Genomic DNA, 26,968 nt, shown 5'->3' with positions numbered 1-26,968 from the left:
CGTGTGAAAAATAGTATTTTTACTATCTCAAAAATCGTAAAACGCCCAGGTGAAATTACCAAACGAAAGATATTCACGATATGGGAGTTTTCTGTGGACAACTTACGAGGTCGCTGCTTAAGAATACGAAATCGTAGAGGCGGATAGGTAGAGAGTAATTAAATTCCTGATTTTTCGTTTAACGGGGTATATAACCAGAAATTAAAGGTAAATTCATTACCTCAAGGACTTTGCAGCATTGTAGAAGAGAAGAGAAGTTGATTGATATTGGATTTAACCTTTGGTTTTTGAGGATATTGAAATCTTTTACTGGACGGTAAACGGGACATTAGACGGTTTGGTTGTGAACCCATCAATCAACTTCTGGATGTAAAGATAGAGGGAGGTGCAATGCGCGACAAGAGCAGAACTGCCCAATTTGTGAAATGCGGAAATTACCGTTCAATTCGTAAAAATTCTATGCATAATGTGGGATCCGATTTTTAAACAAAAAAAATTAAGACCTATACCTATTAATTCTACAAACCTGTCGGTATGACTGCTGAATTAGTAATCAAGGTATCGATCGCGGATGATCATAAGATTTTCCGTGACGGTATTAAAATGGCGCTGAAGAATAAGGAATATCTAAGAATTCTGTGGGAGGCCGAAGATGGAAAGGATCTGGTCCACAAGATGCAGATCAAGAGACCGGACGTACTGCTTATGGATATTCGCATGCCGGAGGTGGATGGCATCAATGCGATAGGGCTGTTGCGAAAGGAATATGAGGAAGTAAAGATCATCGTCCTGACCATGTATGACGACCAGGAGATGATCTCCAAGATGATGGAAATGGGGGCCAACGCCTATCTGACTAAGACTACCGACCCGGATGAGATCTACCAGGCGATCCTGACCTGTATGAATGATGACTTCTATTTCAACGACCTTGTCAATAAGGCGGTGCTATCCAAACTGCAGACCAAACGGCAGGTGCGTCAGTTCTATCCGAGTCCCATCAAATTCTCTGAAAAGGAGATCAGGATACTGAAACTGCTGGCTGAGGACAAGACTACTGAAGAAATCTCCAAGGAAGTGTTCCTTTCCACCCGCACTATCGAGACGATCAGGCAGAATATGAAGACCAAGATCGGGGCTAAGACGATCGCGGGGCTCATCATGTACGCCATGCGCAACAAGATCATCGACTAAACTACCCATTTACCACGAAGAAAGCCCCGGATGCTACGGCCGGGATTGCCAAATAAAAATGCCTGCTTACATAGAAGCAGGCAAATACAAACTTTTTACAAACCAGAGAGAGAACCAACAGAACTCTGACTCACTACGGGCCGGTCAGAAGGGCCGGGATATTGGAATGGTTTCGTTTTTCATAGGAACCTGGAGCTGGTTTTCATAGGACCGGACAGTAGAACTGGATACATGGACTTTATAGGATACTGAACCGGAAAATCTAAAATAAGTTGATTGACATTGGATTTTGCGTGGATTTCATAGATATTGAAATTATGTTCTTGGACGGTTTCTAGGACATTGGACGGTCTGAGGTTGCTAATCCCCGTCAATCAACTTGTAACAAAAATAGCTGTGGATAAGTATGTGGACAAGCGCACAAATGCTGAATTTTAACCTTTCGGGTTTTACTGGGGGGATCGTAAAATAACCATGTTTTCTAACGTATAAATTCCTCTTTATAATCGAAAAAAACCACTTATCTTCGTGAGGAGGTATGTGGGAAGGTATATTCCGAGATGAAGTTGTTGCGTAGATTTACTATAGTAAGTGTTGCAATTTTTGCTTCAATTTGTGAGAATGTTTGGCAGCCTATCCAACTGCCAGTTGTATAAACACTAAAATCGTATGAAAAGACCAGAGCTTAACCAGGCGATCAAGGTTGCTATTGCAGATGACCACGCACTTTTTCGGGCTGGGGTTAAAACAGCATTAGCCGTAAAGAAGGATGTCGAACTGATCGCTGAGGCTGACAACGGCATGCAACTATTGAATCTGCTCAAGCACGTGGAGCCGGACGTTATTCTGCTGGATATACAGATGCCTATAATGGATGGGATCCAGACACTTCCCGAAATCCGCAAGGATCACCCCCACGTAAAGGTTATCATTCTGTCGATGCACAATGACCACTCCATGATATCCAAATTGATGGAGATCGGCGCCAATTCTTATCTGACCAAGAACTCCGATTCGGAGACCATTTACCAGGCGATCAAGACCTGCTATGAGCAGGAATTTTTCTTTAACGAATTGACTAATAAAGCCCTGCTTACGGGTTTACGTACCAAGAGGCCCGAAATAGGGACTCCTCAGGACGTCAATCTCACCGAAAAGGAGCTGACCGTCCTCAAACTGATGTGTGAGGAGAAGACTACGAAGGAAATAGCCGACATCGTCGATATCAGTCCCCGTACCGTGGAGGCGATAAGGGATAAGCTAAAGACGAAGACCGGCGCAAAATCAATGGCCGGCCTGGTCATGTATGCGGTGAAAAATGGCATTATCGAGCAGCAGTAATTACAATGGTATTTTGTATCCGTCCGACCGTCCGTTGCTGACGGCGGACAATCGTGGGTTCCGTTATGGAGACGGGCTCTTCGAGACTCTGTTTGTGGGTCCCGGGGGGATCAGACTTTCTTCTTATCATTTTGACCGCCTGGTGAGCGGGATGCGGCTGCTGGATCTAGATGTTCCCCCTGGATTTGCAGAAAAGATCGCCGGTGAGGTGTTAACGCTTTGCGAAGCCAATGGCTCTTTTGCATCCGGGGCGGCGCGCGTCCGGCTTGCGGTTTTCCGTGGAGAGAGCTCTTTTACCGGGCCGGTCGACCGGCAGCCTAACTATATCATCCAGTCCTGGCCCCTGGCCATTGCGGGTGATGCGGACGAAACAGGCCTCGTCCTCGGCCTGTTTCCGGATGGCCGGAAGGCCTGCGATGTCCTGGCCAATTTGAAATCAAGTAATTATCTCCTTTATATACTGGCGGCGCAATATGCCCGTAAACAAGGGCTGGACGAGTGTCTTGTCCTGAATAGCCGGGAGCGTCTGGCCGATGCTACAATCGCCAGTCTGTTCTATGTCCGCGATTCCGTCTTTTATACGCCGCCGTTGTCTGAGGGAGTGGTGGATGGGGTAATGAGACGTTATTTGCTGGAGGCTTTGCCCGGGGCGGGCTATACTGTGGTCGAGCAGCCGGTGACCGTTCCGGACCTGATGGATGCCGATGAAGTATTCCTGACCAATGCGATTCGGGGAGTTATCTGGGTGGGAGCTTTTCAGGGAAGGCGGTTTGGCCGGCGGCTGTCGGCGGTTGTTGATGAACAGCTCGTAAAAACGCTGTAAACGATAAACAGAAGTTTTGCGGGCACGTCGGTTGCTGTTAATTTACTCAGTGAAGAAAAAACTAGCTATCTTTTGGTTTCGCCGCGACCTGCGGCTGGATGACAATGCGGGGCTTTATCACGCGCTCAGGGGTGCCAACCCTGTCTTACCGCTGTTCATTTTCGACCGGAATATTCTGGATTTACTGGAGAACAAGGCCGACCTGAGGGTCGAGTTCATCCATTCCGCGCTGTCAGAAGTGCAGCAGCAACTCGAAGAGCTGGGGGCCACACTCGAGGTCCGTTACGGGGCGCCGGTCGCGGTGTTCCGGCATCTGATCACCGAATATGATATTGCAGGGGTTTACACGAATAGCGACTATGAGCCTTATGCGGCTGAGCGGGACGGGGCCGTACAAAAGTTGCTGGAGGAGAAGGGCATTTTTTTCCGAAGCTATAAGGATCAGGTCATTTTCGAAAAGGGGGAAGTGCTGAAGGATGACGGCAAGCCCTATACAGTGTTTACGCCTTATAGCCGGAAGTGGAGGGCGCTGCTGAATGATTTTTATCTGGCTCCGTATCCGGTGAAAAAATACTGGGGTAATTTCCTGCAGCAGCGTCATAAAGCCATGCCTACACTGGGTTCCATGGGATTCAGGAAGACGGGGGAGTCCTTTCCTCCCGCCGTGGTCGGGGCAGAGTTGCTCAGGAAATATGAAAAGCTGCGGGATTTTCCGGCTGTGAAGGGAACCAGTAGAATGGGGGTTCATCTCCGGATGGGTACGGTGAGCGTTCGCGCGCTGGCTCGGAAGGCGGTAGAGCTGAGCGACGCGTATCTGGGTGAGCTGATCTGGAGGGAATTTTATCAAATGATCTTATGGCATTTTCCGGCAGTGGGGCAGGGCAGGTCGTTCAAGCCGGCGTATGATCATATCCGGTGGCGCAATAACGAAGAGGAGTTCGCCAGGTGGTGTTCGGGGCAGACGGGGTATCCTCTCGTCGATGCGGGGATGCGGGAGCTGAATGCTACCGGATTTATGCATAACCGCGTCCGGATGGTTACCGCTTCATTCCTTGCCAAGCATTTGCTGATCGACTGGCGCTGGGGGGAGGCGTATTTCGCGGAAAAGCTGCTGGATTTCGAGCTGGCGTCCAACAATGGCAACTGGCAGTGGGCGGCTGGCTGCGGCTGTGATGCGGCGCCTTATTTCCGGGTCTTCAATCCGACGCTGCAGGCGAAGCGGTTCGATCCCGATCGAAACTATATCCGGCGTTGGGTGCCGGAGTTGGAAGGGCTCAGCTATCCTGCGCCGATGGTCGATCATGAGGAGGCGAGGAAGAGGGCGCTCGCTGTCTATGCAAAAGCGGTGAAGGACAGATAGGAAGTCAGCTGACGATCTCGGGAGTGGTTTGGGCTGGTCCCTGTGCGTGAATACGGCCATAGGTCGCCAGCAGGGTTTGAATGGCTTTTTTGCCGTCCCCGCCCAGTTCGAGGGAATAGTTGTTGACGTAGAGATCAATGTGCTGGCGCATCACGCTTTCGTCCATTTCCTGAGCGTGTTCCTTTACATAGTCCGACAAGTCGGGGTAGTTGGCAAAGGCGTATTCCAGGCTTCGGCGGATGAGGGTATTTACTTTATTCGACAGGGCGGGGTCCAGGTCTTTGCGGAAAACGATGCCGCCGAGGGGGATGGGGGCACCGGTCTCTTTTTCCCAGAATTCTCCAAGGTCCATGAGTTTGGTCAGTCCCTTTTGCTGGTAGGTGAAGCGGTTTTCGTGAATGATCACGCCGCAGTCTACCCGACCGGAGAGGACTGCGTCCTCGATATCGGAGAATACCATAAACTCTTTTTTGGCGGCCTCCGGGAAGGCGAGAGAAAAGAGGAGGTGTGCAGTTGTCTGTTGTCCGGGGATGGCGATGGTGCAGCTGGCGACGGCCTGGAGGGGTTTGGGTTCCCGGGAAATCAGCAGTGGGCCGACGCCTTTTCCGAGTGCACCGCCTGCCTCCAGCAGCCTGTACTGGTGCAGGACCAGCGGCAGGACGCCATAGCTGATCTTGGAAATGTCAAGTTTGCCCTGCATGGCCCACTGGTTGAGGGTTTGTACGTCTTCCAGAACGACGTCGAATTCGAGTCCTTCTGTATCGATCTTTTTGTTGACGAGGGCGTCGAATATGAAGGTATCATTAGGACAGGGGCTGAATCCAGGGTAAATCGCATTGGTAATTATTTGACGGTTAGAAGATCGTATCGGCGGTCGTGTTCAATTTTTCCAGAAAGCCGGTCAGGCGGGTGTTCAAACTGGCGATAGCCGACCGGATATCCCATTTTGTCTTGTCTCTTACGCCAACCTCGTTGGAAATGGCCCTCAGCTGGATGAAGGGGATATTTTCCTGCAGGCATACGAAGTGTAGTGCTCCGCCTTCCATGCTTTCAACAACGGCGCCGGTATTTTGTTGATACCAGCTGATCCGGGCCGGGTCGGTGGTTATCTCGTTGACTGTGACGGCCGGGACGGGGTCCAGTGACGTGAGGCCCAGCAGCTGCCTCCAGGGGTTGATCAGCTGTCCGCCGGTGAAGGGAGGGGAATCAGGCCCGGCCAGCCGCAGGTCGAAGATAGATTTGAAAGTCCGGTCTTCCCATACGCCTATGTCCGCGAGGGTCTCTTTCCCGACCGCTACGACTTCTCCGGGCTTTCTGTCCGTGAAGCAGCCGGCGATGCCAGCCTGAATGATCAGCCGGGGACGCTCTCTGCCAATCTGTCGCATAAGTGACCAGGTTGTGGGGAGACTGCCGACGCCGGTCACGAGTGGGGTGATGGTCAGGTGGCTGGTTTGGGCCGGTCCGGATGCCAGATAGTCAATGGTTGGTTGCACTTCGAAAGGGGTGGCGGCCGTAAGGAGAATATGCATATTGCAAATATCCGGAATCATTTAACTTTGCGGGAATTTTAACAGGGCGAACCACGGGTTCGCCGGCCGAAGGCCCATCATTAGCCTTACACCGGGAATGGGTTTTTTTCGGGTAACTCAATCCCGGTGTTTAAGGAACAGACATGGTGTATTTGACGCGCCTGGAACATTTCAATGCGGCGCATAAACTCTATAATCCGGGCTGGAGCAGGGAAAAGAACGAAGAAGTCTTTGGCAAATGTGCCAATGAGAACTGGCATGGGCATAATTATGATCTGTATGTGACCATTAAGGGCGAGCCGGACCCGGATACAGGATTCCTGTTCGACGTGAAAAAACTGAGCCAGATCATAAAGGATCAGGTGATCGAAAAGGTGGACCACCGGAATCTGAACATCGAGGTGGATTTTCTCAAAGGGAAGATGTGTTCGACGGAGAACCTGGCGATCGGCATCTGGCAGCAGCTGGTCCCTCATCTGCCATCGGAGATCACGCTGCATTGTATCAAGCTTTATGAGACTCCGAGGATTTACGTTGAATATTTTGGGTGAAAATAAATAGTCATGAGCACGCATGAAAAAAAGTAGCGGTTTTTCGGAAAGAGCATTTTAATGCGGCGCACCGTATTTTTAATCCCGCGTGGGATGACCGGAAGAATGCGGAGGTGTTTGGCAAGTGCAGCAATCCGAACTATCACGGTCACAACTATGAGCTGGTAGTAAAAGCTGGTGGGCGTGCCTAACCCCGAGACCGGCTATGTAATGGACATGAAGGCGTTGTCGCGTATCACGGCGGAGGAAGTACTGGAAAAGTTCGATCACAAGAATCTAAACCTGGATACCATTTATTTTAAGGATCTCAACCCTACCGCGGAGCATATTGCGATGGTCATATATGAGCTGCTTCGGGCGCGTATCGATCCCAAACTGGAATTACAGGTGAGACTATATGAAACCGAAAGGAATTTTGTTGAATACCCTGCGGATTAAACTGTAAACGATGGCTTATACGAAAATTGACCAGTACGACGATGCGGTCACCCATGCACTGACAAAAAACTATCAGCAATCCCTGGACCTTCTTGGAGAGGATCCGGCCCGTGAGGGTCTGTTAAAGACTCCCGAGCGGGTGGCGAAGGCGATGCAATTCCTGACACAGGGTTATTCGCAGGATGCTCATGCTATTTTGAACTCGGCAAAGTTCCATGAAGACGTGAGCGAGATGATCCTTGTGAAGGATATCGAGCTATACAGCCTGTGCGAGCATCATATGCTGCCTTTTTTTGGTAAGGCGCATGTTGCCTATATTCCGAATGGCTGGATCACAGGGCTGAGTAAGATAGCCAGGGTCGTGGATGTGTACGCCAGGCGTTTGCAGGTGCAGGAGAGAATGACTACCCAAATACTGCATGCGATAAAGGAAACACTTAATCCTCTGGGAGTAGCAGTCGTTATCGAAGCTTCGCATTTGTGCATGATGATGCGGGGAGTACAGAAGCAGAATTCGGTCACGACCACTTCCGCGTTCTGGGGGGAATTCGAGAAGAATGAAACAAGGAGTGAGTTTACCAAGCTGATATCCTCCAATCTTCATTAATTTTCTTTTTTTGAATCGGGTCTTTGTGGCATATTTGCCCCCGGGGATGGGTAATTTTTGTGATCATGCGTCCCCGGATCAACTAAACACCAAGGAATATGAAGCATGCGTATGTCTTCCTGGGACAGGGATCTCAGTTCGCCGGCATGGGAAAGAATCTTTACGAGAATAGCGCCTTCGCAAAGAAATTATTCGAGCAGGCCAATGAGATAATTGGGTTTCGTATTTCGGATATCATGTTCAATGGTACGGAGGATGAGCTTCGTCAGACGAAGGTGACCCAGCCGGCCATTTTTCTTCATTCGGTGATCGTGTTCAAGGGCATCGAAAATAACAAGCCCGATATGGTTGCGGGGCATTCGCTGGGAGAATTCTCCGCGCTTGTCGCCAACGGCGTTCTGAGCTTTGAGGATGGGCTTCAGCTGGTGGCTGCGCGGGCGATGGCTATGCAGCGTGCCTGTGATAAGCAACCTTCTTCCATGGCGGCCATACTTGGACTGGAAGACGGCAAAGTAGAGGAGATCTGTGTGGCGGTGCAGGAGGAAACAAAAGAAGTTGTGGTACCTGCCAATTACAATTGCCCGGGACAGCTGGTCATCAGCGGTAGTGTCCGCGGGGTTGAAATTGCCTGCGAAAGCGATGAAGGCTGCCGGCGCCAAGCGCGCACTCGTGCTTCCGGTGGGCGGGGCGTTTCACTCGCCTTTGATGGCGTCTGCACAGGACGAGCTGAGAACTGCGATAGAGAAGACTACGTTTTATAATCCCATATGTCCGGTATACCAGAACGTCGTAGCGAAGGCGGTGGTAGCAAAGGACGAGATCAAGAAGAATCTTATCGATCAGCTGACCGGCGCTGTGAGGTGGACGCAGTCTGTGCAGTCCATGATAGCCGACGGGGCTTCTCATTTTTCGGAGATCGGGCCCGGCAAGGTGTTACAGGGGTTGATCCAGAAGATCGACAAGACGACGCAGGTAGACGGGGTCAGTTAGGATACCGTCACTGCGCAGTTGACCCAACCGGCGTCAAAGCTCGCGTTATATTTCCTGTAAAATCTGATTGCCGGTTCGTTCCAGTCGAGTACCTGCCATGACATGCCCTGGAATTTCTTTTCTTTTACTTCTTCGAGCAGACGGTCAAAGAGCAGCTTGCCCAGGCCTTTGCCGCGCATTTTTTCGGTGACGATGAGGTCTTCCAGGTAGAGGCGCTGGCCTTTCCAGGTGCTATAGCGGATATAGTATAGTGCGAAGCCTTCGACAATACCGTCGACGGTGACGACGAATGCCCACCAGACGGGGTTGGGACCGAAACCACTCTCTGTAAAGTGTTCGGGGGTTACCGTGACCTCTTCGGGCGCTTTTTCGTAGAGCGCCAGTTCGCGCACTAATTCCAACAGGCGAGGGCAGTCTTCCCGGACTGCCCTGCGGATCGATATATTGTTGTCCATAATAAATTTTCAAGGAACCTTAGTGTCCCCATTTGACCCAGGTTGCGCCCCAGTGTGAAGCCACCACCGAAGGCGGCGAGTACGAGGTTGTCACCTTTTTTTAGCTTGTCCTTCCAGTCCCAGAGACAGAGGGGGATGGTACCGGCGGTCGTGTTACCATAACGCTGGATATTGATCATGACCTTTTCTTCCGCTAGTCCCATGCGGTGAGCGGTGGCGTCGATGATCCGTTTGTTGGCCTGGTGGGGGACCAGCCAGCTGATATCGTCGGCGGTCAGGTGGTTGCGTTCCATCAGTTCGGCGCTGACATCGGCCATTCCTTTGACGGCAAATTTGAAAACGGCCTGACCTTCCTGGTAGATATAGTGCTCTTTGGCTGCAACGGTCTCGATGCTGGAAGGGCGGAGTGAACCGCCGGCTTTCATATGGAGGTGGGTCCGTCCGCTGCCATCACTTTTCAGAATGCTGTCGAGCACGCCATATCCGTCGTAGTTGGGTTCGAGAAGGACGCCGCCGGCGCCGTCGCCAAAAATTATGCAGGTCGTACGGTCGCTGTAGTCGACTATGCTGCTCATCTTGTCGCCGCCGATAACGATCACTTTTTTAAACCGGCCGCTCTCGATGTACATGGCTCCCGAAGTGAGGGCGTATAAAAAGCCCGAGCAGGCGGCGCTCATGTCAAATCCCCAGGCGTTCTTCGCGCCTATTTTGTCGCAGACGATATTGGCGGTGGAGGGGAAGAGCATGTCGGGGGTTACGGTGGCAACGATCACACAATCAATCTCTTCAGGGCTAATCCCTCTCTGACGGCAGATCTCCTCGGACGACCGGTACGCAGAGGTCGGAGGTCGCCTTTCCTTCGCCTTTCAAAATTCTTCTTTCTTCTATTCCTGTTCTGGTGCGGATCCACTCGTCATTTGTATCCACTATCTTTTCGAGGTCGGTATTGGTAAGACGGTCTTCGGGTACGAATCCTCCGATCGCAGTAATAGCGGCGGTCATTTTATTACTCATCATTAAATTCCAGCGTTTATAAAAAGATTTTTGCAAAGGTGCTGAAAAATATTGAAATGAATTTATAACGGGGGTTGGGGGTGGTTATTATACGGGAATGGCCGGTGCGGATGTTAACGAATTAGCCTATTTTCGCAGCCATGATCGCCTTTTTGCGTGGTACATTCGCCTACAAGAGTCCAGCCCTTGTCCATATGGAAGTGGGGGGTGGGCTATGAGCTCCAGATCAGCCTTAATACCTATGCTCATATCGAGAGCCTGGACAAAGGGTTGCTGCTCACCCATCTGCATATTCGTGAAGACGCCCATATCCTTTATGGATTTTTTGAGAAGGCGGAAAAGGACCTGTTCATCCAGTTGATCAGCGTGTCCGGGGTCGGCGCGTCGACGGCCCGGATGATGCTTTCCGCGATGAGGCCGGAGGAGATCAACCGCGCCATCCTCCGGGGTAATGCCCGGCAGCTGGAAAGCATCAAGGGAATCGGCAAGAAATCGGCCGAGCGGATCATCCTTGAACTTAGGGACAAACTGGGCAAGGGCAAAGAAGACACTACAAATATTTCATCCCTGACAAACAATACGTTGGAACAGGACGCGTTAAATGCCCTGATCACGCTTGGCATCGCCAGACCCGCCGCAGAAAATGCAATCAAAAAGTGAGTCGTGAGGGGGTTGATAAAGTCGAAGATCTTATTAAGAAAGCCTTAAAACTCCTGTAGCCTATTGGACGAACTTTATCTAACTAATTCATTGAGGAAGATTGACCCGTTATTTGTTTCAGTTATCCCTGGCAACGTTATTGTTGACCGCGGCATCGGTTGTTTTTGCAACAACTGCATGTGCGCAGATTGACACGACAAGACATAGGACAGATACGGTAGGACTCTCTCCGGATATGTACCGTCTTAGGAGGGCTGCGGATTCCATCCGGCGGCTAGGAGACTCTATTCGCAGGATCAATGATTCATCCAGCCGGAGAGCGGCTGATACGGGCACCCGTCCGCTGGCCGATACATTTCACAAGGATACACTCCGATTTCCCCTTTATGACCGTCGCGGCGACCGGTTCACCAATCCCAATAAGAATCCATTCAACCTCAAGGATCCAGCCAATATTCACGATTCCATCGAGTACGACCCGGTCACCAAGCAGTATTATATTATAGAGAAGGTTGGTAACCAATATTTTAGAAAACCAACCTATCTGACCTTTGACGAGCTGATGCAGATGCAGGGGCAGAATTCCGAGGACGACTATTTCCGGAAACGGGCGGATGCTCTGGATGCGCTGAACCGGAAACTGCTCCGGCCCAAGTTAACCGTCGGCGACAATCTCTTCAACCGGATCTTTGGCAATGGGAAGATAGATATCCGGCCGCAGGGGAATGTGGACATCAATGCCGGCTTCCAGAGTCAGAATATCCAGAATCCCACTCTGCCGGAAAGTGCGAGGCGAACCTGGTCGCCGGATTTTGGGATGAACGCCAACCTGAACGTGGTGGGTAATATCGGGGACAAGCTAAAGCTCCCTATTTCCTATAACACGCTGGCCAATCTCGACCTGGAGAACCAGCTCAAGCTGGATTATACCGGCGGACCCGACGAGATCATCAAGAAGATCGAGGCGGGGAACGTCTCTTTTACCACGCCCAGCACGCTGATGACGGGTGCGCAGTCCCTTTTTGGTATCAAAACGAAGCTGCAGTTTGGCAGGCTGTCGGTCACCGCGGTCCTTGCAAACCAGCGCTCGCAGAAGCAGAATATAGCCTCTCAGGGCGGGGCGGCGGTTACCTCTTACTCTTTCAAGGCGGACGACTATGAAGAGAACCGGCACTTCCTGCTGGCTCAGTATTTCCGGAACAATTATAACAAAGCTATGTCCAGTGCTGCCTATCGTCACCTCGCAGGTGCAGGTTCTGCGTATGGAGGTCTGGGTTACCAACCGTAACGGTGTCGACACGGGTTCGCGCCAGATCGTGGGTCTGATGGACCTGGGGGAAGCGGCTCCTTATAATAGGAATATCCGTCCTTTGACGAACCTGCCCCTATCCATTCAACAACGCCAATACGGAGTATAATTCGATAGTCGGCGACCGGTCGAGCCGGAGCCCTTCGCAGGCGGCGGCCAAGCTGAACTCTCTGGGCCTGAGCCAGGTGCAGGATTTCGAGATCGTATATGCCCGGAAGCCGAGCGCTTCCGACTACTATTTCAACCCGCAGGTCGGCTTCCTGTCGGTCAACCAGACGCTGCAGTCGAATGACGTCCTTGCGGTAGCCTACCAATACAGTTATAACGGCCAGATTTACCAGGTGGGGGAATTTGCCGCGGATGTTCCCCCGATACCACGGTCGGTACAGGTGCGGGATCTTCCAAGGTATTATATCTCAAATTGCTGAAAGCTACGTCCCAGCGGACCAATCTGCTCCTTATGGAATCTGATGATGAAAAACGTCTATTCCCTGAAGACGGCGGCCGGGGGCATTTTGTCGAATATCCAGCAGGCCGGTTTTCAGTTCAATATCAATTATGACGAGCCGAGCAAGGGTACTAAACGCTATCTGCCGGAAGGGCCGAAGGCGGCGATACCCCTGCTGACAGTGTTGAACCTCGATCGTCTGAATGCCCACAACGATCCGCAGCCGGACGGTATATTCGACTACCTGGAAGGGTATACCGTGCTTTCCAATCAGGGGCGGATCATCTTCCCGCTGCTGGAACCGTTCGGTCATGACCTGGATTCCATTGCGTTTTCGGGGCGCCGCAGTCTTTAAAGGACAAATATGTTTTTAATCAGCTGTACGATACGATCAAGGCGGTGGCGCAGACCTATGCCAACGTGGATCGTTATGTGCTGAGCGGGACGGCCAAGGGGCAGTCGACGACGAATCTTTCGCTGAATGCATATAATGTTCCGCCCGGCTCCGTGGTAGTCACCGCCGGCGGTCAGACGCTGAAGGAGAATGTCGACTATGTGGTCGATTACAACCTGGGCCAGGTACAGATAATCAACCAGGCTATCATCAATTCGGGTACTCCTGTGAACGTCTCCTTTGAGAACAACGCCAGTTTTGGCCTTCAGCAGCGAAGCTTTATGGGGTGCGAATGGACTATCTGGCGAAGTCGACGGCGACGGAATCGCTGAATTTCGGAGCGACTTTCGAAAGGCTGAATGAGCGGCCTTTTTTCAGCAAGACGGAATATGGTGAAGACCCTATTCGTAATACGATGTATGGGGCCGACGTCAACTACCGTGGACAGCTGCCTGGTCTGACGCGTCTTTTGGACAAGCTGCCATTTTACAGTACGAAGGAGATGAGTACCATCAATGCCTATGGTGAAGGAGCTATCCTCCGGCCGGGGCACCCGCCTCAGATCGGTAAGGGGACGAGCGGCGCGGTGTACATAGACGACTTCGAGGGTTCGACGAGTTCGATCGACCTGCGTTTTCCGCTGACGAGCTGGGCGCTTGCGTCTGCTCCCCGGGGAACCAATGGCCAGTTTCCGCCGCTATTCCCGGAAGCGAGTCTGACCGACTCTGTCGACTATGGATTCAACCGGGCGAAGTTCGCGTGGTACAATATCGAGCCTACCCTTCAGGACAGGAGCAATCCCAATAACCCCGACAGGAACGAGAATACACTGCTGGATCCCCGCGTAGGGCCGATACAGACACAGCAGCTGTTCCCCGAACAGACGGTGCAGACCGGGCAGGCGCAGCTGATCACGTTCGATATGGCCTATTACCCTTCTGAGAAGGGACCCTATAATTTCGACACGCGGGCAGGCAGTGTCGATAACAGCGGAAAGCTGCTGAACCCGCAAAAGCGCTGGGGTGGTATCATGCGCGCGCTTGATCAGACGGACTTCGAAACGAACAATATCGAGGTGCTGCAGTTCTGGGTGCTGAGTCCATTTGCCAAGACCGCGACCGGTGTGGGCAATACCACGGGAGGACAGATGTTTATCGATCTCGGTAGCGTTTCGGAAGACATCCTCAAGGACGGGAAGAAGCAGTTCGAGAACGGCCTGAACACGCCCAATATCAACGCTCAGATAGACGAGAGCTCGGTCTGGGGCAGGGTACCGGCCAATCCGATACAGGTGACGACGGCCTTCAGCAATGACGCCGGCGACCGGCCTTATCAGGACGTGGGTTTCGACGGGATGACGGACAGCGCCGAGAGGACCAAATACCAGCGCTATCTGAACACGCTTGCCACCAGCTTTCGGGACGGGGTCCGCGATCTATCAGAAGGCCGCCAACGACCCGTCGAGCGATAACTTTACCAACTATAGGGACCCCAGCTACGATGCGAATCAAGCAGGTATTCTTGGTCGTTATAAGAACGTGAACAATCCGCAGGGCAACTCGCCGATAGCCACGACGGGTTCGACCACCATTTCGGCCTATACGCTGTATCCGGATCAGGAAGACCTGAACAAGGATAATACGATGAATACTCTGGAAGAATACTTCGAGTACAAGGTGGATCTGGTCCCAAACGGATTTGGGTCGGGCTATATCACGGACTCGATGACCTTTTCTCCCAGCGGGGGTGAAGCAGACCTGGTATCAGATGCGTATACCTATCTCCGAGTACTACCAGAAGGTGGGCAATATCCCCGACTTCAAGTCGATCCAGTTCATCCGTATGTATCTTACCGGGTTTACGGACTCGGTCGTACTGCGATTCGCCAAGCTCGAACTGGTGCGCAACAACTGGAGGAATTTCAACTATATCATCGATACGACTGGGAATAATACGCTGTTGCCCGCCAATAATGTCACCTCGTTCAATGTGACGGCGGTCAATATCGAGCAGAACAGCTCGCGGCAGCCCATTCCTTACGTTACGCCTCCCGGCGTGGTCCGGCAGCAGGAGCTGAGCAACAACAACGTCAACCTGCTGCTGAACGAACAGGCGATGAGCCTGCAGATCTGTAATCTCGCTCAGGGCGATGTGCGCGGGGTTTACAAAACAACCGCTCTCGACCTGCGCCGATATGGTACCATGGATATGTTTATCCATGCCGAGGCTTCCGGCAACCAGAACGGGCTTAACGACAATGATCTTTCCGCGGTGATCAGAATGGGTAGCGACTTTGTGAGCAACTACTATGAGATACGGATACCGCTGAAGCGAACGGTGTGGGGGCCACCACTGCAGACGCCATCTGGCCGTCGGCCAACAATCTAAGTCTGAGTTTGCAGCGATTGATACAGCTGAAGGTCAACCGAAATAATAAGGGGGTCAGCAATTCCTATTATAAAGAGACGGATGCGACGGGGCGGACGTTTGCCATTTTGGGTAATCCCAATCTGGGGGCGATACAGGCCTTCTTCCTTGGGGTTCAGAACGTCAATCTGGCTTCGGCGTGTACGGAGGTGTGGTTCAACGAGCTTCGGCTGACCGATATAAGTACCCGGGGGGGTGGGCGGCCGTGGGCAAGGTGGATGTCAAGCTGGCCGATCTCGGTACGCTGACGGTGTCGGGAAGCAACCGGACGGCGGGTTTTGGAACTATCGACCAGAGCACCAACGAGCGCTCGATGGATAATAATTCGCAGTTCGATGTGGCGACCAATCTCGAGCTGGGCAAGCTGTTGCCGAAAAAGGCCGGCATGTCGATACCCGTCTATGCGGGACTGACCAGGACGACGAGTACGCCGCAGTATGATCCGTTCGATCTGGACATCAAGTTAAAAGACAAGCTGAAGGCGGCGCCGGGGGCGCAGAAGGATTCGATTCGGGAGCAGGCTGTCGACCAGACGACGATAACGACTGTGAATTTTACCAACGTTCACAAGAACAACATGAGCAACAAGAAGCTGAAGGTTTGGAGTATCGAGAACGTGAATGTCAGCTATTCCTATAGCCGGACCGAGCACCATAGCCCGCTGGCGGTGGAGGACGAGCTGATCGTGCACAAGGCTACGCTGGCGTATAACTATAACCGTACGGCGAAGTTCATAGAGCCGTTCAAGAAGAAGATAAAGTCGAGGTCGCCGTGGCTAGGGCTTATAAGGGATTTTAATTTTAACCCGATGCCGACGGTGCTGGGCTTCCAGGCGAATGTCGTCCGTCAGTTCGGCGCGTACCGCAGCCGTAATATCGGCGGGCCTCAGGATATCCTGCCGGAGACCTACAACAAGTTCTTTACGTTCGACCGTCTGTATACGCTGCGCTGGGATTTTACCCGGTCGCTGGCGCTGGATTTTACGGCTACCAACAGGTCGTGGATCGACGAGGACAGCGGCAGGCTGGACAAGGTGCAGCGGAGGAAAATGTGGGACCGGTTCTTCAGGGGTGGTCGTACCGTACTTTATACGCAGAATGCCAACGTCACCTATACGCTGCCGACCAACAAGATACCGGCGCTGGACTGGACTAAGGTGCAGGCGGGCTATTCGGCGTCCTATACCTGGACTGGGGCGTCGCAGCTGGCGCTTACGCTGGGGAACACGCTACAGAATACGCAGCAGCGCACGGTGGTGGCCGATTTCGATTTTACCCGTCTTTACGCGAAGTGGGGGTTATTGAAGCGGCTCGACCAGAGTGGCCAGCAGCGGCAGGGGCAGCAGGGTGCCAGGCAGGATACGGCGAGAAATAAGAAGCCCGGTTCCGAAGAGAATCAGCCTTACGAGCTCAAGGGTGTCGTCAAGGGGCTGGCGAGGATCCTTACTTCGCTGAAGCACGTATCCTTCAATTATGCGGACAATTCTTCTTCCACCATCTATGGATTTTTGGACAGCACGCATGTGCTGGGGATGGATTTCAGGTCGATGCAGCCGGGTTGGGGGTATGTGTTTGGCAGGCGGGCCGATACAAGCTTTATCAATGGTTTGGGGAAGAGGGGATTGATCTCGACGGATACGACTCTGAACAACCAGAATATGATCAGCTATACGCAGAAGATATCGGCGTCGGCGGTCATTGAGCCGGTGCGGGACCTGCATATTACGCTGAACCTGGACAAGACGTTCGGGCAGAATTATTCCGAGCTCTACAAGGATACGGCGGGCGGCAGCGGTTATTCGAGGTTGAATCCGTATATGGCAGGTACATTCAGTGTTAGTTTCATTTCCTACAAGACGTTGTTCGAGTCGTACAAGCCCAACGAGATATCGGCGACCTTTGCAAAATTCGAGACCTACCGGGGCATTATCTCTTCGAGGCTTGGGGCGATCAACAAGTATACCGGTGGGCTGGTCGGCAGTGATGGCTATTCGGCGGGTTATGGGCGTTATGCGCAGGACGTGCTGATCCCGGCCTTTATTGCAGCGTATACTGGGAAGAGTCCAAATACGGTGGCGCTGCTCAACGAGAAGGGCGGGGACGTGACGACCAATCCGTTCGGGGGGTATCTGCCGAAGCCGAACTGGCATATCACGTATAGCGGGCTTAGCCGTCTGCCGTGGTTCAACAAGGTCTTTACCAGTTTTAATGTCACTAACGGGTATACTAGTACGCTGAGCATGAATAGTTTCAACTCCGACCTGCGTTATCGCGACCCGCTGGGGTATGGGACGCCGGGGTTCATAGATACCATCAGTGGAAATTTTGTGCCTTTCTATGCTGTTCCCAATATTACGATCAACGAGCAGTTCACCCCGCTGCTGGACATCGATATGCAGTTCGTCAACCAGGTGCAGGCGAAAGTGGGGTATAGCCGCAGCCGGCAGTTGAGTCTGAGTCTGATCGACTTCCAGCTGAGTGAAAGCCGGTCTACCGAGATCACCATCGGTGGTGGTTTCCGCAAGCGGGGTGTAGGGCTGCCGTTTGGTTGGAAGGTGGCGGGGAACGGGAAGACCCCGCCGAACGGGCCGCCGGGCAGTATCAACAGCCAGAAGGCGCAGAACGATCTCACTTTCCGTCTTGATATCAGCATCAGGGATGATGCGACCTCCAGCAGTTATCTGGATCAGAATGCCTCGTTGCCGACTGGTGGTCAGCGGGTGATACGGATCGATCCGTCGATCGACTATGTATTGAATAACCGGATCAATCTGAAGTTATATTTTGATCAGCAGCGGACGACGCCGAAGATATCGACGACGCCTCCGATCGTTACGACGAAGGGGGATACAGATAAGGATATCGCTGGCGCCGTAGGGTGGCCCCGCGGCGTTTGGGCGCCTGCGGGGGTGGATGGTGTGGCTCTGCGGTTGACCCGGGGTGATATGGGCCGCGGTTCGCGGGTCAGGGGTTCTCGCGTAGGTGCTGGTGTAGCCGCGATTCACGCAGGGTTTGGTTAGCTTTTCTTATAAAAATATATTCCGTCAGCCTGGGCCGTGCAGGTCATCACGATGTCGTTGAGGCATACGTGGGGGGCAAAGTTGCGCAGTAGAAGATGACGTCGGCTACGTCTGCGGCGTACAGCGGCGTATAGCCTTCGTAGATCTTTTTGCCTGGGTTTCGTCGCCTTTGAACCGGACGCTCGAAAATTCTGTTTCGGCGGCGCCGGGGTGGATGGCGGTCACTTTGATATTGTGGCGCAGCAGGTCGATCCTCATTGAATGGGAGATCGCGTCGACGGCGGCTTTGGAGCCGCAATAGACGTTGCCTTTTTCGTAGATGTCTTTGGCTGCCACGGAGCCCAGGTTAATGATATGCCCTTTGCCTCTTGCCGTCATGAACGGGAGGACGGCCCGTGACACGTAGAGAAGACCCTTAACATTGGTGTCGATCATGGTCTCCCAGTCATCCATATTCGCTTCGTCAAAATAGTCCCTGCCGAGGGCCAGACCCGCGTTGTTGACGAGCAGGTCGATCTTCTTCCAGTCGTCCGGCAGGCTGCCGATGGCTGCGTCGACGGCGGCCTTGTTCTGTACGTCGAAGACGAGGGGTAGTATTTTTGGAGAGCTGACGGGGCCGTAGGCGCCGCTTTCCAGTTCGGTCTTCAGGGCCTCCAGTCTGTCTTTTCTTCTGCCGGTGACGATGATATCATAGCCGCCTGCTGCTGCGAATTTGCGGGCGCAGGCTTCGCCAAATCCGGAAGTTGCGCCGGTGATGAGTATGATCTTGTTCATGTATGTATCACAAAGTTTAAAAATGATTGTAAGAGGCCGTTGCTTTTGTCGGGTTCTTCGAGCATGCCCATGTGTGCGGATCGTTGAAGGATATGGATATGGGTCAGGGATGGCAGATGGGACTGCTGGAGGGTCTGTTCCGGCAGAACGGCCTGGTCGTCTTTGCCGATGACGAAGAGTACGGGGGTCGCCGCGTCCCTGAGGACGGCCGTTCGGTCAGGGCGGCGGATCATGGCTTCGTACCATGCGATCAGCGCTTTGGGGGCGAAGCCGGAATAGCGATCTATCGTTGACTGGATGAGATCGGGTCGGCTGGTGCGGGTCCCTGCGGCAAAGAGATTGGGTGTAGACTGGCGGATAAAGGGGGCAGAGCCGTTGTTGCGAATAAAGTCGATGCTTTTTCTGCGGGCTGATTTTTTTTCTTCGCTGTCGGGGTAGGCAGTGGAATGGAATAGTCCGAAGCCTTTGAGCCGGTCGGGATATTTTTCAGCGAAGGCGAGTGTGGCGTATCCGCCCATGCTATGGCCGATGAGTACGCATTTGTCGATGCCTTCGTGGTTGAGGATGGTTAGTACGTTTTCTGCCATGGATTCCATGGAAATGTTGGCCGCGGATGACTGTGAGGTGGGGGTTGGAGAGCTGGCTGAGGAATAGCTGGTTGGGATGGAGTCGCCGGTGCCGGGAAGGTCGGGAATGATCAGGCGGAAGCCGGATCGCAGGTAGTCGGACTGGTTGCTCCAGATGGCGCCGTCCTCTGCAAAGCCGTGCAGCAGGACGACCGGCAGGCCCGAGCCTTCTTCCCGGTAGAAAAGGGTATTTGTGCCGTCGGCTATTTTCTTATCCACGAGTTTCTTGTTTTAATGGCCGTGACAATATTCCAGATAACGAACAGGATGGTAAGCAGGAGGGCCAGTCTGGATATCCAATCCTCGTACCGGACGTAGAAGGTCATATCGTTCCTGGGAGGAATGGACTGTCGGATGAAGGCGGTCGAGACCCAGGGGACGGGAAGTAGTTATTTCGCCTGCGGGACTGATGACGCAGGAGACTCCGGTGTTGGCGCTGCGGATGACCCAGCGCCGGGTTTCGATGGCTCTTAGCCGGGCGTAGGATTCGTGCTGCCTATAGCCTGGGGTATTGCCCCACCATCCGTCGTTGGTGATGATGGCGACGACGTTCGCCCCATTGCGGACGTAGCGCGACATGAATTCGCCGTATATACTTTCATAGCATACCGCGGGGGCTATATGATAGGTTCGATTGGTGGTGTTGAGGACGGAGCGGTCGCTCTGACCGGTATAGCCTGCGGTCGTTCCGCCAAATTTTTCGAACCAGGAATCAAGAATATGCAGGAAGGGGGAAGGGTCTCTACGCCCGGTACCAGTCTGGACTTGTGGTAGAAGGAGACTGGCCCTGTGCTGTCGAACAGTGCGGCTGCGTTATAGCTTTCGTAGTACTGGGCGGAGCCGGGGATCTTCTGTGCGGAGGCGCTGTGGCGTTCGTTGAAGATGCGGACGGCCTCCAGTGCCGCTTAGCAGGTTGATGTTGGGGTGACGATGGAGGAAATCCCAGAGAGGATTGAGGAAGAAGTCCTGTTTCAGCTGGTCTTCTATGAATCCTTTCTCGCTGTACAGGGCTGTTTCCGGCCATACTACGAGAACGGTCCCGGAGTCGATGGCCGAGTCGCTGAGGCGGATGAGTTTGTGCAGCTGGGCTTCGATACTTCCCGTGTAGAGCTTTTCATAGGGGTCGATATTGGGCTGGACGATGACAATATTGTTGAGGGACAGGCTGGCGGTAGTCTGATCGGCAGAGCTGGTTTTTTCCGCCGAAGAGATGAGGATGGAAAGGAGGAAGGGAAGGAGCAGGGCGAGACCGGAGTAGACGGCGAATGGTTTGTTGAGCTGCCCGCCTCTGAATTTTTTCCAGAGGAAGCGGAAAAGGAGAACGTTCACCGTCATTACCCACAGGCTTCCTCCGCTGGTGCCCGTGTATTCATACCATTGAACCCAGCTGGTCCGTGTGGAGAAGGAGTTGCCGAGGGTCAGCCAGGGCCAGCTGAGGCCCCAGTCCTGCAGATGGATGTATTCGAAGCTGAGCCAGAAGAATATAAGTGACAGATAGCCGGCAGTATCGCCGAGGCGCCGTTTGACAGAATGGAAGCCGAGCCAGGGTATGCACATGAGCAGGCTGTTGGCGAGGATGGCTCCTATGGCGCCGGGGGCGGTTGCGTTCCAGATCCACCAGGTGGTAGCGGCGTTCCAGATGAGCATCGAGAGATAGACCCATGCGAAGAATCTTTTCCGTCGAATGCCCCGGCGTTCCAGCCATAGCAGGGGAATGAAGGCGATGAAGATCAGGAAGGTCAGGGGGGACACTGGCCATGCGGCGAATAGCAGCAAACCTGTAAGCACAGACAGAAGAATGGGAGGAAGCTTTTTCAAACCTGAAGTCTTTTGTTGTTGAGGTAAAAATAAGCTTAATCGCCGGGAGATGGGCAATGGAAAGAAAAATGCCCCGGGGAGCCAGGGCATTTTTTATAAGATTCTAATAAGGACTAGCGGCTATAGTTAGGGGCTTCTTTCGTGATCTCGATGTCGTGCGCATGGCTTTCCTTCATGCCTGCGTTGGTGATCTTGATGAATTGGGCCTCTTGCTGAAGCGTGCGTATGTCTTTCGCACCGCAGTATCCCATACCCGCGCGGAGTCCGCCAACGTATTGCTGGACGACTTCCGACAAATTGCCCTTGAAGGCTACGCGGCCTTCGATGCCTTCGGGGACCAGCTTTTTGATATCGTCTTCCACGTCCTGAAAGTAGCGGTCGCTGCTGCCCTTGGTCATCGCTCCGATGGAGCCCATGCCGCGGTATTGCTTGAATTTTCTTCCTTCATAGATGATCGTTTCACCGGGGCTTTCTTCTACGCCCGCGAAGACGCTGCCCATCATTACGAGGTTGGCGCCTGCGGCGATGGCTTTACCATATCGCCGGTATAGCGGATACCTCCGTCGGCGATGACGGGGACGTTTCTTGCGTTAAGGACAGAGGCGGCCTCCATCACGGCGGTTATCTGGGGTACACCGGCTCCGGCGACGATGCGAGTGGTACAGATGGATCCGGGGCCTATCCCGACCTTGACGGCGTCTGCACCGGCGTCGGCCAGGGCCTTTGCTCCCGCCGCGGTACCGATGTTGCCTGCTATGACCTGGAGCTGTTTGAAATTCTTTTTCAGGGATTTCAGGGCGTTGATAACGCCGATATGGTGTCCGTGTGCGCTGTCGAGTGTTACTACGTCCACTCCGATCTGCTGCAGTGCGCTGGCCCGGTCGAGCAGGTCTTTGGTGATGCCGAGGGCGGCGCCGACGAGCAAACGGCCGTATGTGTCTTTTACAGCGTTGGGGTAGCTGGATAGTTGGAGGATATCCCTATAGGTTATGAGACCGATGAGCTTGCCCTGTTTGCTGATGACGGGCAGTTTTTCGATCTTGTATTTCTGCAGGATCTTTTCGGCTTTTTCAGGTCGGTGCCTTCGGGAGCCGTGACCAGTCTGTCTTTGGGGGTCATCACTTCGCTGACTTTCCGGCGTTTGTTGTCTTCGAACCGGAGGTCACGGTTGGTGAGGATGCCGACGAGGACGTTGCTTTTGTCGGTGATCGGAATACCGCCGATCTTGTTCTCTTTCATCAGCCGGAGTGCGTCGCTGATGGTGGCGTCTTCGTTGAGGGTGATCGGATCGATGATCAGGCCGCTTTCGCTTCTTTTTACCTTGCGCGCCTGCTCGACCTGCTTTTCGATACTCATGTTCTTGTGAAGGATGCCGATGCCGCCTTCACGTGCGAGGGCTATTGCGAGGGTCGCTTCGGTAACGGTATCCATTGCGGCGGACAGCATGGGGATATTAAGCGTGATATTCTTAGTCAGCTTGCTCCGAATATCGACTTCGCGGGGTAGTACCTGGGAAAAAGCGGGGAGTAACAGTACGTCATCGAATGTGAGTCCTTCTCCGAAAAACTTTGAGGGGGAAGCCTGCTTTCCAGCAGTGGTATTGTTTCTTGCCATGTGCAAAGATAGGGTGGCCCGGTGGTATGGTCCAAATTTTTTGTCCGCGGGGCCTAGCTGAGCCGGTATCTCTTTCCTGGCAATGAGCAGATCAGTCCCTGTAATTCAAGGCTAAGGAGATGTTTGGCGACGGTTGAAAATTCAAGCTGACTTTTTATACATATTTCGTCGAGCGAGAGGGTTTTGCCTTCCGTTAACAAATTAAGCAGAGCCTTTTCCGCGACAGAAAGGCTGGTTGTTTCCGTTGGAAAAGAAAGAGATGCCTGTTTACCACTGTGGGGAGCCGGGGTTTCCCAACCCATGCTTTCCTGCAGGTGCTGGCCGGAGAGAAACAGTCCGGCCTTTCCCTGCTGAATAAGCCAGTTACAGCCTGAGCTGCAGGCGTCATCGAACCTGCCGGGTACGGCGAAGATCTTTTTGCCGTATGCTTCTGCGTTTCCGATGGTGAGCATGCTTCCTCCTTTGAGCCGGGTCTCTACGACTATGACCGCGTCGCACATGCCTGCGATAAGGCGATTCCGAAGTGGGAACTGGAAGCTATCGGGAGAGGTATCTGTGCAGAATCTGGTGAGGAGGCCTCCCTGCTGCCGCAGCATTTCTTTTGCGAGGCCGCGGTTTTCGCGGGGGTAGATGTAGTTGAGTCCATGGCCCAGGATTCCTATTGTCGGGATATTGTATTTCAGCGCGGCGCTGTGGGCACGGGCGTCGACACCATGGGCAAGGCCACTGACGATGAGAAGGTCGGGCTGGGCGAGCTGGCGGATGATCTGTTCTGTTATTTGTTTGCCGTGTTCCGTGGGATTTCTTGTGCCGACGACCGATATGATCTTTTTGGTATTGAGGTCGGCGTCGCCTTTATAGAACAGGAGGAGTGGGGCGTCATCGAGCGGCAGAAGGCGCTGCGGGTATTCGCTGTCTGTGAAGAATAGCGGACGGGCGCCGATCTTTTCGAGGTAGAGAAGCTCGGCTTCTGCCGAAGCCCAATCCGTGAAGGTATGGATGGCGTGGGCAGACTCGACGGGGAGGCCCGACTTGAGGAGGGCTGCCGGGCTGGCCTGGAAAACGGCTTTAGCGTCTCCGAAGCGCTGGATCAGGTTTTTCGAATAGGCAACGCCGATACCTTTTGTACGGGTGAGGGCCAACAGGTGGAGGGCTTCTTCTTTCATTGGGCAAGATTAAAGGTGGTAGTGGCTTGGTAGTAGTAAAGTTAATAAGAAAATAGAATAAAAATCCTATCTGCTTATTACTTTGAGCTCGGTGCGACGGTTTTGGGCGCGGCCTTCGGGTGTAGAGTTGTCGGCGACGGGAACAGTGTCTCCGAATCCCTTGAATGCCAGGCGCGCCGCTGCGATGCCTTTGGACACGAGGTAGGTGGTAACCGCTTTTGCCCTATTCTCCGACAGCAACTGATTGTCGGCCGTTTTGCCGGAATTGTCGGTGTGGCCGTTGATCTGGATGCGGAGGGTAGGATTGTCTTTCAGGAGTTGAACGACGTTATTCAGTTCGGCTTCGGACTGTGGTTTGAGTTCATACTTGTTTGTCTCGAAAAATATATTTTTCAGTACGATGGCGGCGTTGGCCTCGATGGGCTGCAGCGGGATGTCGACGTTGAATGCGGTATCGCCCTGTTCGCGGCTCAGGGAGTAGTTGTCTGAAAAGAAGAGGTAGCCTTTCCTTTTTACATTAAAGGCATAGTCTTTTCCTTTTGGCAGCGTGATCAGGTAGTTACCCGTCTCGTCGGTCTGGAGATTGCTGATTATCTGTCTGGTGTTCAGGTCGGTGAGGACGACGCTGGAGGGCAGGCCTTTGCGAGTGCTGCGGTCATAGACTCTTCCTTTCACCCAGAGCGTGCGGGCGGGGCGGATGTCATCGCGCAACTCGAATGTATATAGGTCCAGTCCGCCGCGGCTGTCCGACCGGTCGCTGGCGTAGTAGGCTGTTTTTCCGTCGGCGGCTACTATCATGCTGCCCTGGTCCTCGATGTCGTTGATCGGGTAGCCGAGGTTTTCCGGTTTGCCCCATTCGCCATTGGAACCCTTGTGGGCTACAAAGAGGTCGTTGCTGCCGTAGCCGGGGTGTCCCGATGAGTTAAAGTAAAGGGTCTGGTTATCGGCGTGGATAAAGGGTGTTCCTTCGTCACCGACGGTGTTGATCACCGGGCCGAGGTTCTCGGCGGCGCTCCACTGCCCGTTGAGGAGGCGGTGGCAGACGTAGAGGTCCATGCCGCCGTATCCGCCAGGTCGGCTGCTGGAAAAATAGAGGTCCTTTTTGTCCGGGGAAAGGGAGGGTGCGGCGTCCCAGGATTCCGAGTTGACGCTGTCGCCCATGTTCTCGGGCGTGCTCCAGCCGCCGGTTGTCAGGTAAGAGATATAGAGGTCGCAGCTCGCCCCTGCCGCCGGGGATGTCGCAGCCGTTGAAGATAAGCATCTGCCCGTCAAGAGAGACGGTCTGTGCGGCTTCGTTGTAGTTGGTATTGATGTCTCCCTCGAGGCTGTGCGCTTTACTCCAGGAGTTGCCCGTGCGGGTGGACTGGTAAAAGTCTTCGTTATTGTGGTTGACGCGCCTGGTAAAGATGAGCGTGCTGCCGTCGAGGCTGATCGAGGGATAGTATTCGGAGACTTCCGTGTTGATGCTGTCTCCAAGGTTGTGGGGTTCAAATTTATAATTGGCTGAGGATTGGTGGGCGGCGGAGTAGTCGAGGGCGAACTGATAACAGCGCTCGCGGTATGCGCCTGCTTTCCGGCTGGTTTCGTTGAGGTTGTCAACGGTAAGGAAGACGTCGATCGCCTGGAGGGCTTTTTCAAAATTCCCGGTGCCTGCGAGGTCAATGGAGTAAGGGAGGTTGTAGTCTTTGAAGAAATCGCTGTCTATCGCTTTGGCTTTTTCATAGTATTGGACAGCGGAGCGATGGTCCTTCATTTCGGAGTACATACCGGCTATGGACAGGCAGGCTTCCTCGTAGTTGTTGTCGATGGCCGGGGCTTTTTTCAGGGTTTCTATGCCGCCTTTCAGGTCGTCGTTCTGGGCCTGTTCGAGCCCTTTTGAATACAGCTGGACGGCCTTTTTATTCACTTTGTCGGGGTTGTACTGTGCCTGTCCCGCGAACGAGGGAATAAGGAAAGCTACTGCGAGCAGGATCTGAGGGTACGGGAGACCTAAGATTTTCATCTGGAATCATTTATTTGCTTGCTGAAAATAACTAAAACGTACGGTATAAGGAGTTTCTGTTGCTGAAGCAAAAAAGGTGCGACAAATTTTCGGGAAAGGGGATCCCCGGAGTAGTTGGGGGGGAGAGTGTTTTGGGCGGAAGTTGGGAGAGGGGCGGTGTAGGTTCGGCTGAATTTCGGAGTTGGGGAGGGGACGCCGGGGGATTTTTGAGGGTTGGAGTGGTGGGCGTGGGGAATTCTTAGGGTCGGGTGGTTGGATTCGTTAACATTTCTTTCACACTTGTTCCGGCAGCGGCGGCTGAATTATGCATGTCTTTTTATTTATCATCTGAAAAGAATGGGGTTGGAGCCTTTTAAAGTTTTGATAAAAAACTTATGTATTCGTATTGACTTTTAATTAAATACAAACC

General features: G+C 53.2%; 30 protein-coding genes and 3 pseudogenes. 19 read left to right on the top strand and 14 right to left on the bottom strand.

What is annotated here, in order from left to right; genetic code table 11:
* Positions 1–534: 534 nt before the first annotated feature.
* The 4 genes from ACQ86N_RS36800 to ACQ86N_RS36785 all read left to right on the top strand — a co-directional run bounded on the left by ACQ86N_RS36800 (position 535) and on the right by ACQ86N_RS36785 (position 4,718).
* Entirely contained in the window at positions 535–1,194 is a 660-nt protein-coding gene (locus ACQ86N_RS36800; RefSeq protein ID WP_431211387.1) for a response regulator, read from the top strand.
* 669 nt (positions 1,195–1,863) lie between these two features.
* On the top strand, positions 1,864–2,535 hold the full coding sequence (locus ACQ86N_RS36795) for a response regulator (RefSeq protein WP_431211386.1): 672 nt from the start codon (positions 1,864–1,866) through the stop codon (positions 2,533–2,535).
* Positions 2,513–3,358 carry an aminotransferase class IV gene (locus tag ACQ86N_RS36790; protein WP_431211385.1) on the top strand — a complete coding sequence of 282 codons (846 nt, stop codon included), beginning with the start codon at positions 2,513–2,515 and terminating at the stop codon, positions 3,356–3,358. The genes ACQ86N_RS36795 and ACQ86N_RS36790 overlap by 23 nt, the downstream gene beginning before the upstream one ends.
* Positions 3,359–3,407: 49 nt before the next feature.
* A complete protein-coding gene (locus tag ACQ86N_RS36785; protein WP_431211384.1) occupies positions 3,408–4,718 on the top strand; it encodes a cryptochrome/photolyase family protein in 1,311 nt (436 codons plus the stop codon).
* Between the two features lie 4 nt (positions 4,719–4,722).
* On the opposite strand, the gene ACQ86N_RS36780 is transcribed toward ACQ86N_RS36785, so the two are convergent.
* A complete protein-coding gene (locus tag ACQ86N_RS36780; RefSeq protein ID WP_431217741.1) occupies positions 4,723–5,550 on the bottom strand; it encodes a 1,4-dihydroxy-6-naphthoate synthase in 828 nt (275 codons plus the stop codon).
* A gap of 22 nt (positions 5,551–5,572) precedes the next feature.
* Positions 5,573–6,247, bottom strand: coding sequence for a futalosine hydrolase (gene mqnB / locus ACQ86N_RS36775; RefSeq protein WP_431211383.1), 675 nt, complete (start codon positions 6,245–6,247; stop codon positions 5,573–5,575).
* Positions 6,248–6,390: 143 nt separating this feature from the next.
* Here mqnB and ACQ86N_RS36770 point away from each other — a divergent pair, with 143 nt between their 5' ends.
* The 6 genes from ACQ86N_RS36770 to ACQ86N_RS36745 all read left to right on the top strand — a co-directional run bounded on the left by ACQ86N_RS36770 (position 6,391) and on the right by ACQ86N_RS36745 (position 8,833).
* Positions 6,391–6,798 (top strand): 6-pyruvoyl trahydropterin synthase family protein, encoded by a 408-nt coding sequence (locus ACQ86N_RS36770; RefSeq protein ID WP_431211382.1) that lies wholly within the window; start codon positions 6,391–6,393, stop codon positions 6,796–6,798.
* Positions 6,799–6,872: 74 nt separating this feature from the next.
* Positions 6,873–6,989 (top strand): hypothetical protein, encoded by a 117-nt coding sequence (locus tag ACQ86N_RS36765; protein ID WP_431217740.1) that lies wholly within the window; start codon positions 6,873–6,875, stop codon positions 6,987–6,989.
* Entirely contained in the window at positions 6,982–7,236 is a 255-nt protein-coding gene (locus tag ACQ86N_RS36760) for a 6-pyruvoyl trahydropterin synthase family protein (RefSeq protein WP_431211381.1), read from the top strand. Before ACQ86N_RS36765 ends, ACQ86N_RS36760 begins: the two co-directional genes overlap by 8 nt.
* 10 nt (positions 7,237–7,246) lie before the next feature.
* Complete coding sequence (folE, locus tag ACQ86N_RS36755) at positions 7,247–7,843, top strand: GTP cyclohydrolase I FolE (RefSeq protein WP_431211380.1); 597 nt, start codon at positions 7,247–7,249, stop codon at positions 7,841–7,843.
* A 98-nt stretch (positions 7,844–7,941) separates the two neighbouring features.
* Entirely contained in the window at positions 7,942–8,604 is a 663-nt protein-coding gene (locus ACQ86N_RS36750; protein ID WP_431211379.1) for an ACP S-malonyltransferase, read from the top strand.
* The gene (locus ACQ86N_RS36745) at positions 8,549–8,833 is read left to right on the top strand and encodes an ACP S-malonyltransferase (protein WP_431211378.1); all 285 of its coding nucleotides are present in this window, start codon (positions 8,549–8,551) and stop codon (positions 8,831–8,833) included. Before ACQ86N_RS36750 ends, ACQ86N_RS36745 begins: the two co-directional genes overlap by 56 nt.
* On the opposite strand, the gene ACQ86N_RS36740 is transcribed toward ACQ86N_RS36745, so the two are convergent.
* From ACQ86N_RS36740 to ACQ86N_RS36730, 3 genes are read right to left on the bottom strand one after another with little or no spacing between them, the layout of a single operon-like run.
* A complete protein-coding gene (locus ACQ86N_RS36740) occupies positions 8,830–9,225 on the bottom strand; it encodes a GNAT family N-acetyltransferase (RefSeq protein WP_431217739.1) in 396 nt (131 codons plus the stop codon). The two genes, ACQ86N_RS36745 and ACQ86N_RS36740, sit on opposite strands and share 4 nt — an antisense overlap.
* Positions 9,225–10,070: a beta-ketoacyl-ACP synthase III gene (locus tag ACQ86N_RS36735; RefSeq protein ID WP_431217738.1), complete on the bottom strand. Its 846-nt coding sequence runs from the start codon at positions 10,068–10,070 to the stop codon at positions 9,225–9,227. The genes ACQ86N_RS36740 and ACQ86N_RS36735 overlap by 1 nt, the downstream gene beginning before the upstream one ends.
* A 10-nt stretch (positions 10,071–10,080) precedes the next feature.
* Positions 10,081–10,305, bottom strand: a complete 225-nt coding sequence (locus ACQ86N_RS36730) for a hypothetical protein (RefSeq protein ID WP_431211377.1) — start codon at positions 10,303–10,305, stop codon at positions 10,081–10,083.
* A gap of 204 nt (positions 10,306–10,509) precedes the next feature.
* Between ACQ86N_RS36730 and ruvA the strand changes: the two genes are divergently transcribed.
* The 9 genes and pseudogenes from ruvA (at position 10,510) to sprA (ACQ86N_RS36685) (ending at position 18,559) form a co-directional block, all read left to right on the top strand.
* The gene (gene ruvA / locus ACQ86N_RS36725) at positions 10,510–10,962 is read left to right on the top strand and encodes a Holliday junction branch migration protein RuvA (protein WP_431211376.1); all 453 of its coding nucleotides are present in this window, start codon (positions 10,510–10,512) and stop codon (positions 10,960–10,962) included.
* A 235-nt stretch (positions 10,963–11,197) separates the two neighbouring features.
* A complete protein-coding gene (gene sprA / locus ACQ86N_RS36720) occupies positions 11,198–12,250 on the top strand; it encodes a cell surface protein SprA (protein ID WP_431211375.1) in 1,053 nt (350 codons plus the stop codon).
* A 206-nt stretch (positions 12,251–12,456) separates the two neighbouring features.
* Entirely contained in the window at positions 12,457–12,699 is a 243-nt protein-coding gene (locus tag ACQ86N_RS36715) for a hypothetical protein (RefSeq protein WP_431211374.1), read from the top strand.
* Between the two features lie 42 nt (positions 12,700–12,741).
* Positions 12,742–13,074 (top strand): hypothetical protein, encoded by a 333-nt coding sequence (locus ACQ86N_RS36710; RefSeq protein ID WP_431211373.1) that lies wholly within the window; start codon positions 12,742–12,744, stop codon positions 13,072–13,074.
* A 44-nt stretch (positions 13,075–13,118) separates the two neighbouring features.
* Entirely contained in the window at positions 13,119–13,445 is a 327-nt protein-coding gene (locus ACQ86N_RS36705; RefSeq protein ID WP_431211372.1) for a hypothetical protein, read from the top strand.
* Positions 13,406–14,584, top strand: coding sequence for a cell surface protein SprA (sprA, locus tag ACQ86N_RS36700; protein ID WP_431217737.1), 1,179 nt, complete (start codon positions 13,406–13,408; stop codon positions 14,582–14,584). Before ACQ86N_RS36705 ends, sprA (ACQ86N_RS36700) begins: the two co-directional genes overlap by 40 nt.
* Positions 14,517–14,795, top strand: a pseudogene (locus ACQ86N_RS36695) (hypothetical protein); the annotation flags it as partial. The gene sprA (ACQ86N_RS36700) and the pseudogene ACQ86N_RS36695, both read left to right, overlap by 68 nt.
* 64 nt (positions 14,796–14,859) lie before the next feature.
* Positions 14,860–15,501, top strand: a complete 642-nt coding sequence (gene sprA, locus ACQ86N_RS36690) for a cell surface protein SprA (RefSeq protein WP_431211371.1) — start codon at positions 14,860–14,862, stop codon at positions 15,499–15,501.
* Positions 15,453–18,559 (top strand): annotated as a pseudogene (gene sprA, locus ACQ86N_RS36685) (cell surface protein SprA). The gene sprA (ACQ86N_RS36690) and the pseudogene sprA (ACQ86N_RS36685) overlap by 49 nt, the downstream one beginning before the upstream one ends.
* Positions 18,560–18,664: 105 nt before the next feature.
* Here the strand turns inward: sprA (ACQ86N_RS36685) and ACQ86N_RS36680 are convergent.
* The 9 genes and pseudogenes from ACQ86N_RS36680 to ACQ86N_RS36640 form a co-directional block, all read right to left on the bottom strand.
* Positions 18,665–19,333, bottom strand: a complete 669-nt coding sequence (locus ACQ86N_RS36680; RefSeq protein ID WP_431211370.1) for an SDR family NAD(P)-dependent oxidoreductase — start codon at positions 19,331–19,333, stop codon at positions 18,665–18,667.
* Positions 19,330–20,178, bottom strand: coding sequence for an alpha/beta fold hydrolase (locus tag ACQ86N_RS36675; RefSeq protein ID WP_431211369.1), 849 nt, complete (start codon positions 20,176–20,178; stop codon positions 19,330–19,332). The genes ACQ86N_RS36680 and ACQ86N_RS36675 overlap by 4 nt, the downstream gene beginning before the upstream one ends.
* 12 nt (positions 20,179–20,190) lie before the next feature.
* Positions 20,191–20,553 (bottom strand): nitrilase-related carbon-nitrogen hydrolase, encoded by a 363-nt coding sequence (locus ACQ86N_RS36670; RefSeq protein ID WP_431217736.1) that lies wholly within the window; start codon positions 20,551–20,553, stop codon positions 20,191–20,193.
* Between the two features lie 219 nt (positions 20,554–20,772).
* Positions 20,773–21,777, bottom strand: a complete 1,005-nt coding sequence (locus ACQ86N_RS36665; protein ID WP_431211368.1) for a hypothetical protein — start codon at positions 21,775–21,777, stop codon at positions 20,773–20,775.
* Between the two features lie 113 nt (positions 21,778–21,890).
* Positions 21,891–22,798 (bottom strand): annotated as a pseudogene (gene guaB, locus ACQ86N_RS36660) (IMP dehydrogenase).
* Positions 22,765–23,391 carry an IMP dehydrogenase gene (locus ACQ86N_RS36655; protein ID WP_431211367.1) on the bottom strand — a complete coding sequence of 209 codons (627 nt, stop codon included), beginning with the start codon at positions 23,389–23,391 and terminating at the stop codon, positions 22,765–22,767. Before ACQ86N_RS36655 ends, guaB begins: the two are co-directional and overlap by 34 nt.
* Positions 23,392–23,444: 53 nt before the next feature.
* The gene (dprA, locus tag ACQ86N_RS36650) at positions 23,445–24,557 is read right to left on the bottom strand and encodes a DNA-processing protein DprA (RefSeq protein WP_431211366.1); all 1,113 of its coding nucleotides are present in this window, start codon (positions 24,555–24,557) and stop codon (positions 23,445–23,447) included.
* A 66-nt stretch (positions 24,558–24,623) separates the two neighbouring features.
* Positions 24,624–25,355 carry an OmpA family protein gene (locus tag ACQ86N_RS36645; protein WP_431217735.1) on the bottom strand — a complete coding sequence of 244 codons (732 nt, stop codon included), beginning with the start codon at positions 25,353–25,355 and terminating at the stop codon, positions 24,624–24,626.
* A gap of 172 nt (positions 25,356–25,527) precedes the next feature.
* Complete coding sequence (locus ACQ86N_RS36640; RefSeq protein ID WP_431211365.1) at positions 25,528–26,559, bottom strand: tetratricopeptide repeat protein; 1,032 nt, start codon at positions 26,557–26,559, stop codon at positions 25,528–25,530.
* Between the last annotated feature and the right edge of the window lie 409 nt (positions 26,560–26,968).

The organism is Puia sp. P3 (assembly GCF_050632245.1).
Classification (GTDB): Bacteria; Bacteroidota; Bacteroidia; order Chitinophagales; family Chitinophagaceae; genus Puia.
The sequence above is the reverse complement of the archived record's forward strand: the minus strand, read 5'-3'. Positions and strand labels throughout refer to the sequence as shown.

Coding starts and splice junctions, on each gene's coding strand:
- ACQ86N_RS36800 (WP_431211387.1), top strand. CDS start 535: ATGACTGCTGAATTAGTAATCAAGGTATCGATCGCGGATGATCATAAG.
- ACQ86N_RS36795 (WP_431211386.1), top strand. CDS start 1,864: ATGAAAAGACCAGAGCTTAACCAGGCGATCAAGGTTGCTATTGCAGAT.
- ACQ86N_RS36790 (WP_431211385.1), top strand. CDS start 2,513: ATGGCATTATCGAGCAGCAGTAATTACAATGGTATTTTGTATCCGTCC.
- mqnB (WP_431211383.1), bottom strand. CDS start 6,247: ATGCATATTCTCCTTACGGCCGCCACCCCTTTCGAAGTGCAACCAACC.
- ACQ86N_RS36770 (WP_431211382.1), top strand. CDS start 6,391: ATGGTGTATTTGACGCGCCTGGAACATTTCAATGCGGCGCATAAACTC.
- folE (WP_431211380.1), top strand. CDS start 7,247: ATGGCTTATACGAAAATTGACCAGTACGACGATGCGGTCACCCATGCA.
- ACQ86N_RS36750 (WP_431211379.1), top strand. CDS start 7,942: ATGAAGCATGCGTATGTCTTCCTGGGACAGGGATCTCAGTTCGCCGGC.
- ACQ86N_RS36745 (WP_431211378.1), top strand. CDS start 8,549: ATGGCGTCTGCACAGGACGAGCTGAGAACTGCGATAGAGAAGACTACG.
- ACQ86N_RS36730 (WP_431211377.1), bottom strand. CDS start 10,305: ATGATGAGTAATAAAATGACCGCCGCTATTACTGCGATCGGAGGATTC.
- sprA (WP_431211375.1), top strand. CDS start 11,198: ATGTACCGTCTTAGGAGGGCTGCGGATTCCATCCGGCGGCTAGGAGAC.
- ACQ86N_RS36710 (WP_431211373.1), top strand. CDS start 12,742: ATGATGAAAAACGTCTATTCCCTGAAGACGGCGGCCGGGGGCATTTTG.
- sprA (WP_431217737.1), top strand. CDS start 13,406: ATGGACTATCTGGCGAAGTCGACGGCGACGGAATCGCTGAATTTCGGA.
- ACQ86N_RS36680 (WP_431211370.1), bottom strand. CDS start 19,333: ATGAACAAGATCATACTCATCACCGGCGCAACTTCCGGATTTGGCGAA.
- ACQ86N_RS36655 (WP_431211367.1), bottom strand. CDS start 23,391: ATGGCAAGAAACAATACCACTGCTGGAAAGCAGGCTTCCCCCTCAAAG.
- dprA (WP_431211366.1), bottom strand. CDS start 24,557: ATGAAAGAAGAAGCCCTCCACCTGTTGGCCCTCACCCGTACAAAAGGT.
- ACQ86N_RS36645 (WP_431217735.1), bottom strand. CDS start 25,355: ATGATAGTAGCCGCCGACGGAAAAACAGCCTACTACGCCAGCGACCGG.
- ACQ86N_RS36640 (WP_431211365.1), bottom strand. CDS start 26,559: ATGAAAATCTTAGGTCTCCCGTACCCTCAGATCCTGCTCGCAGTAGCT.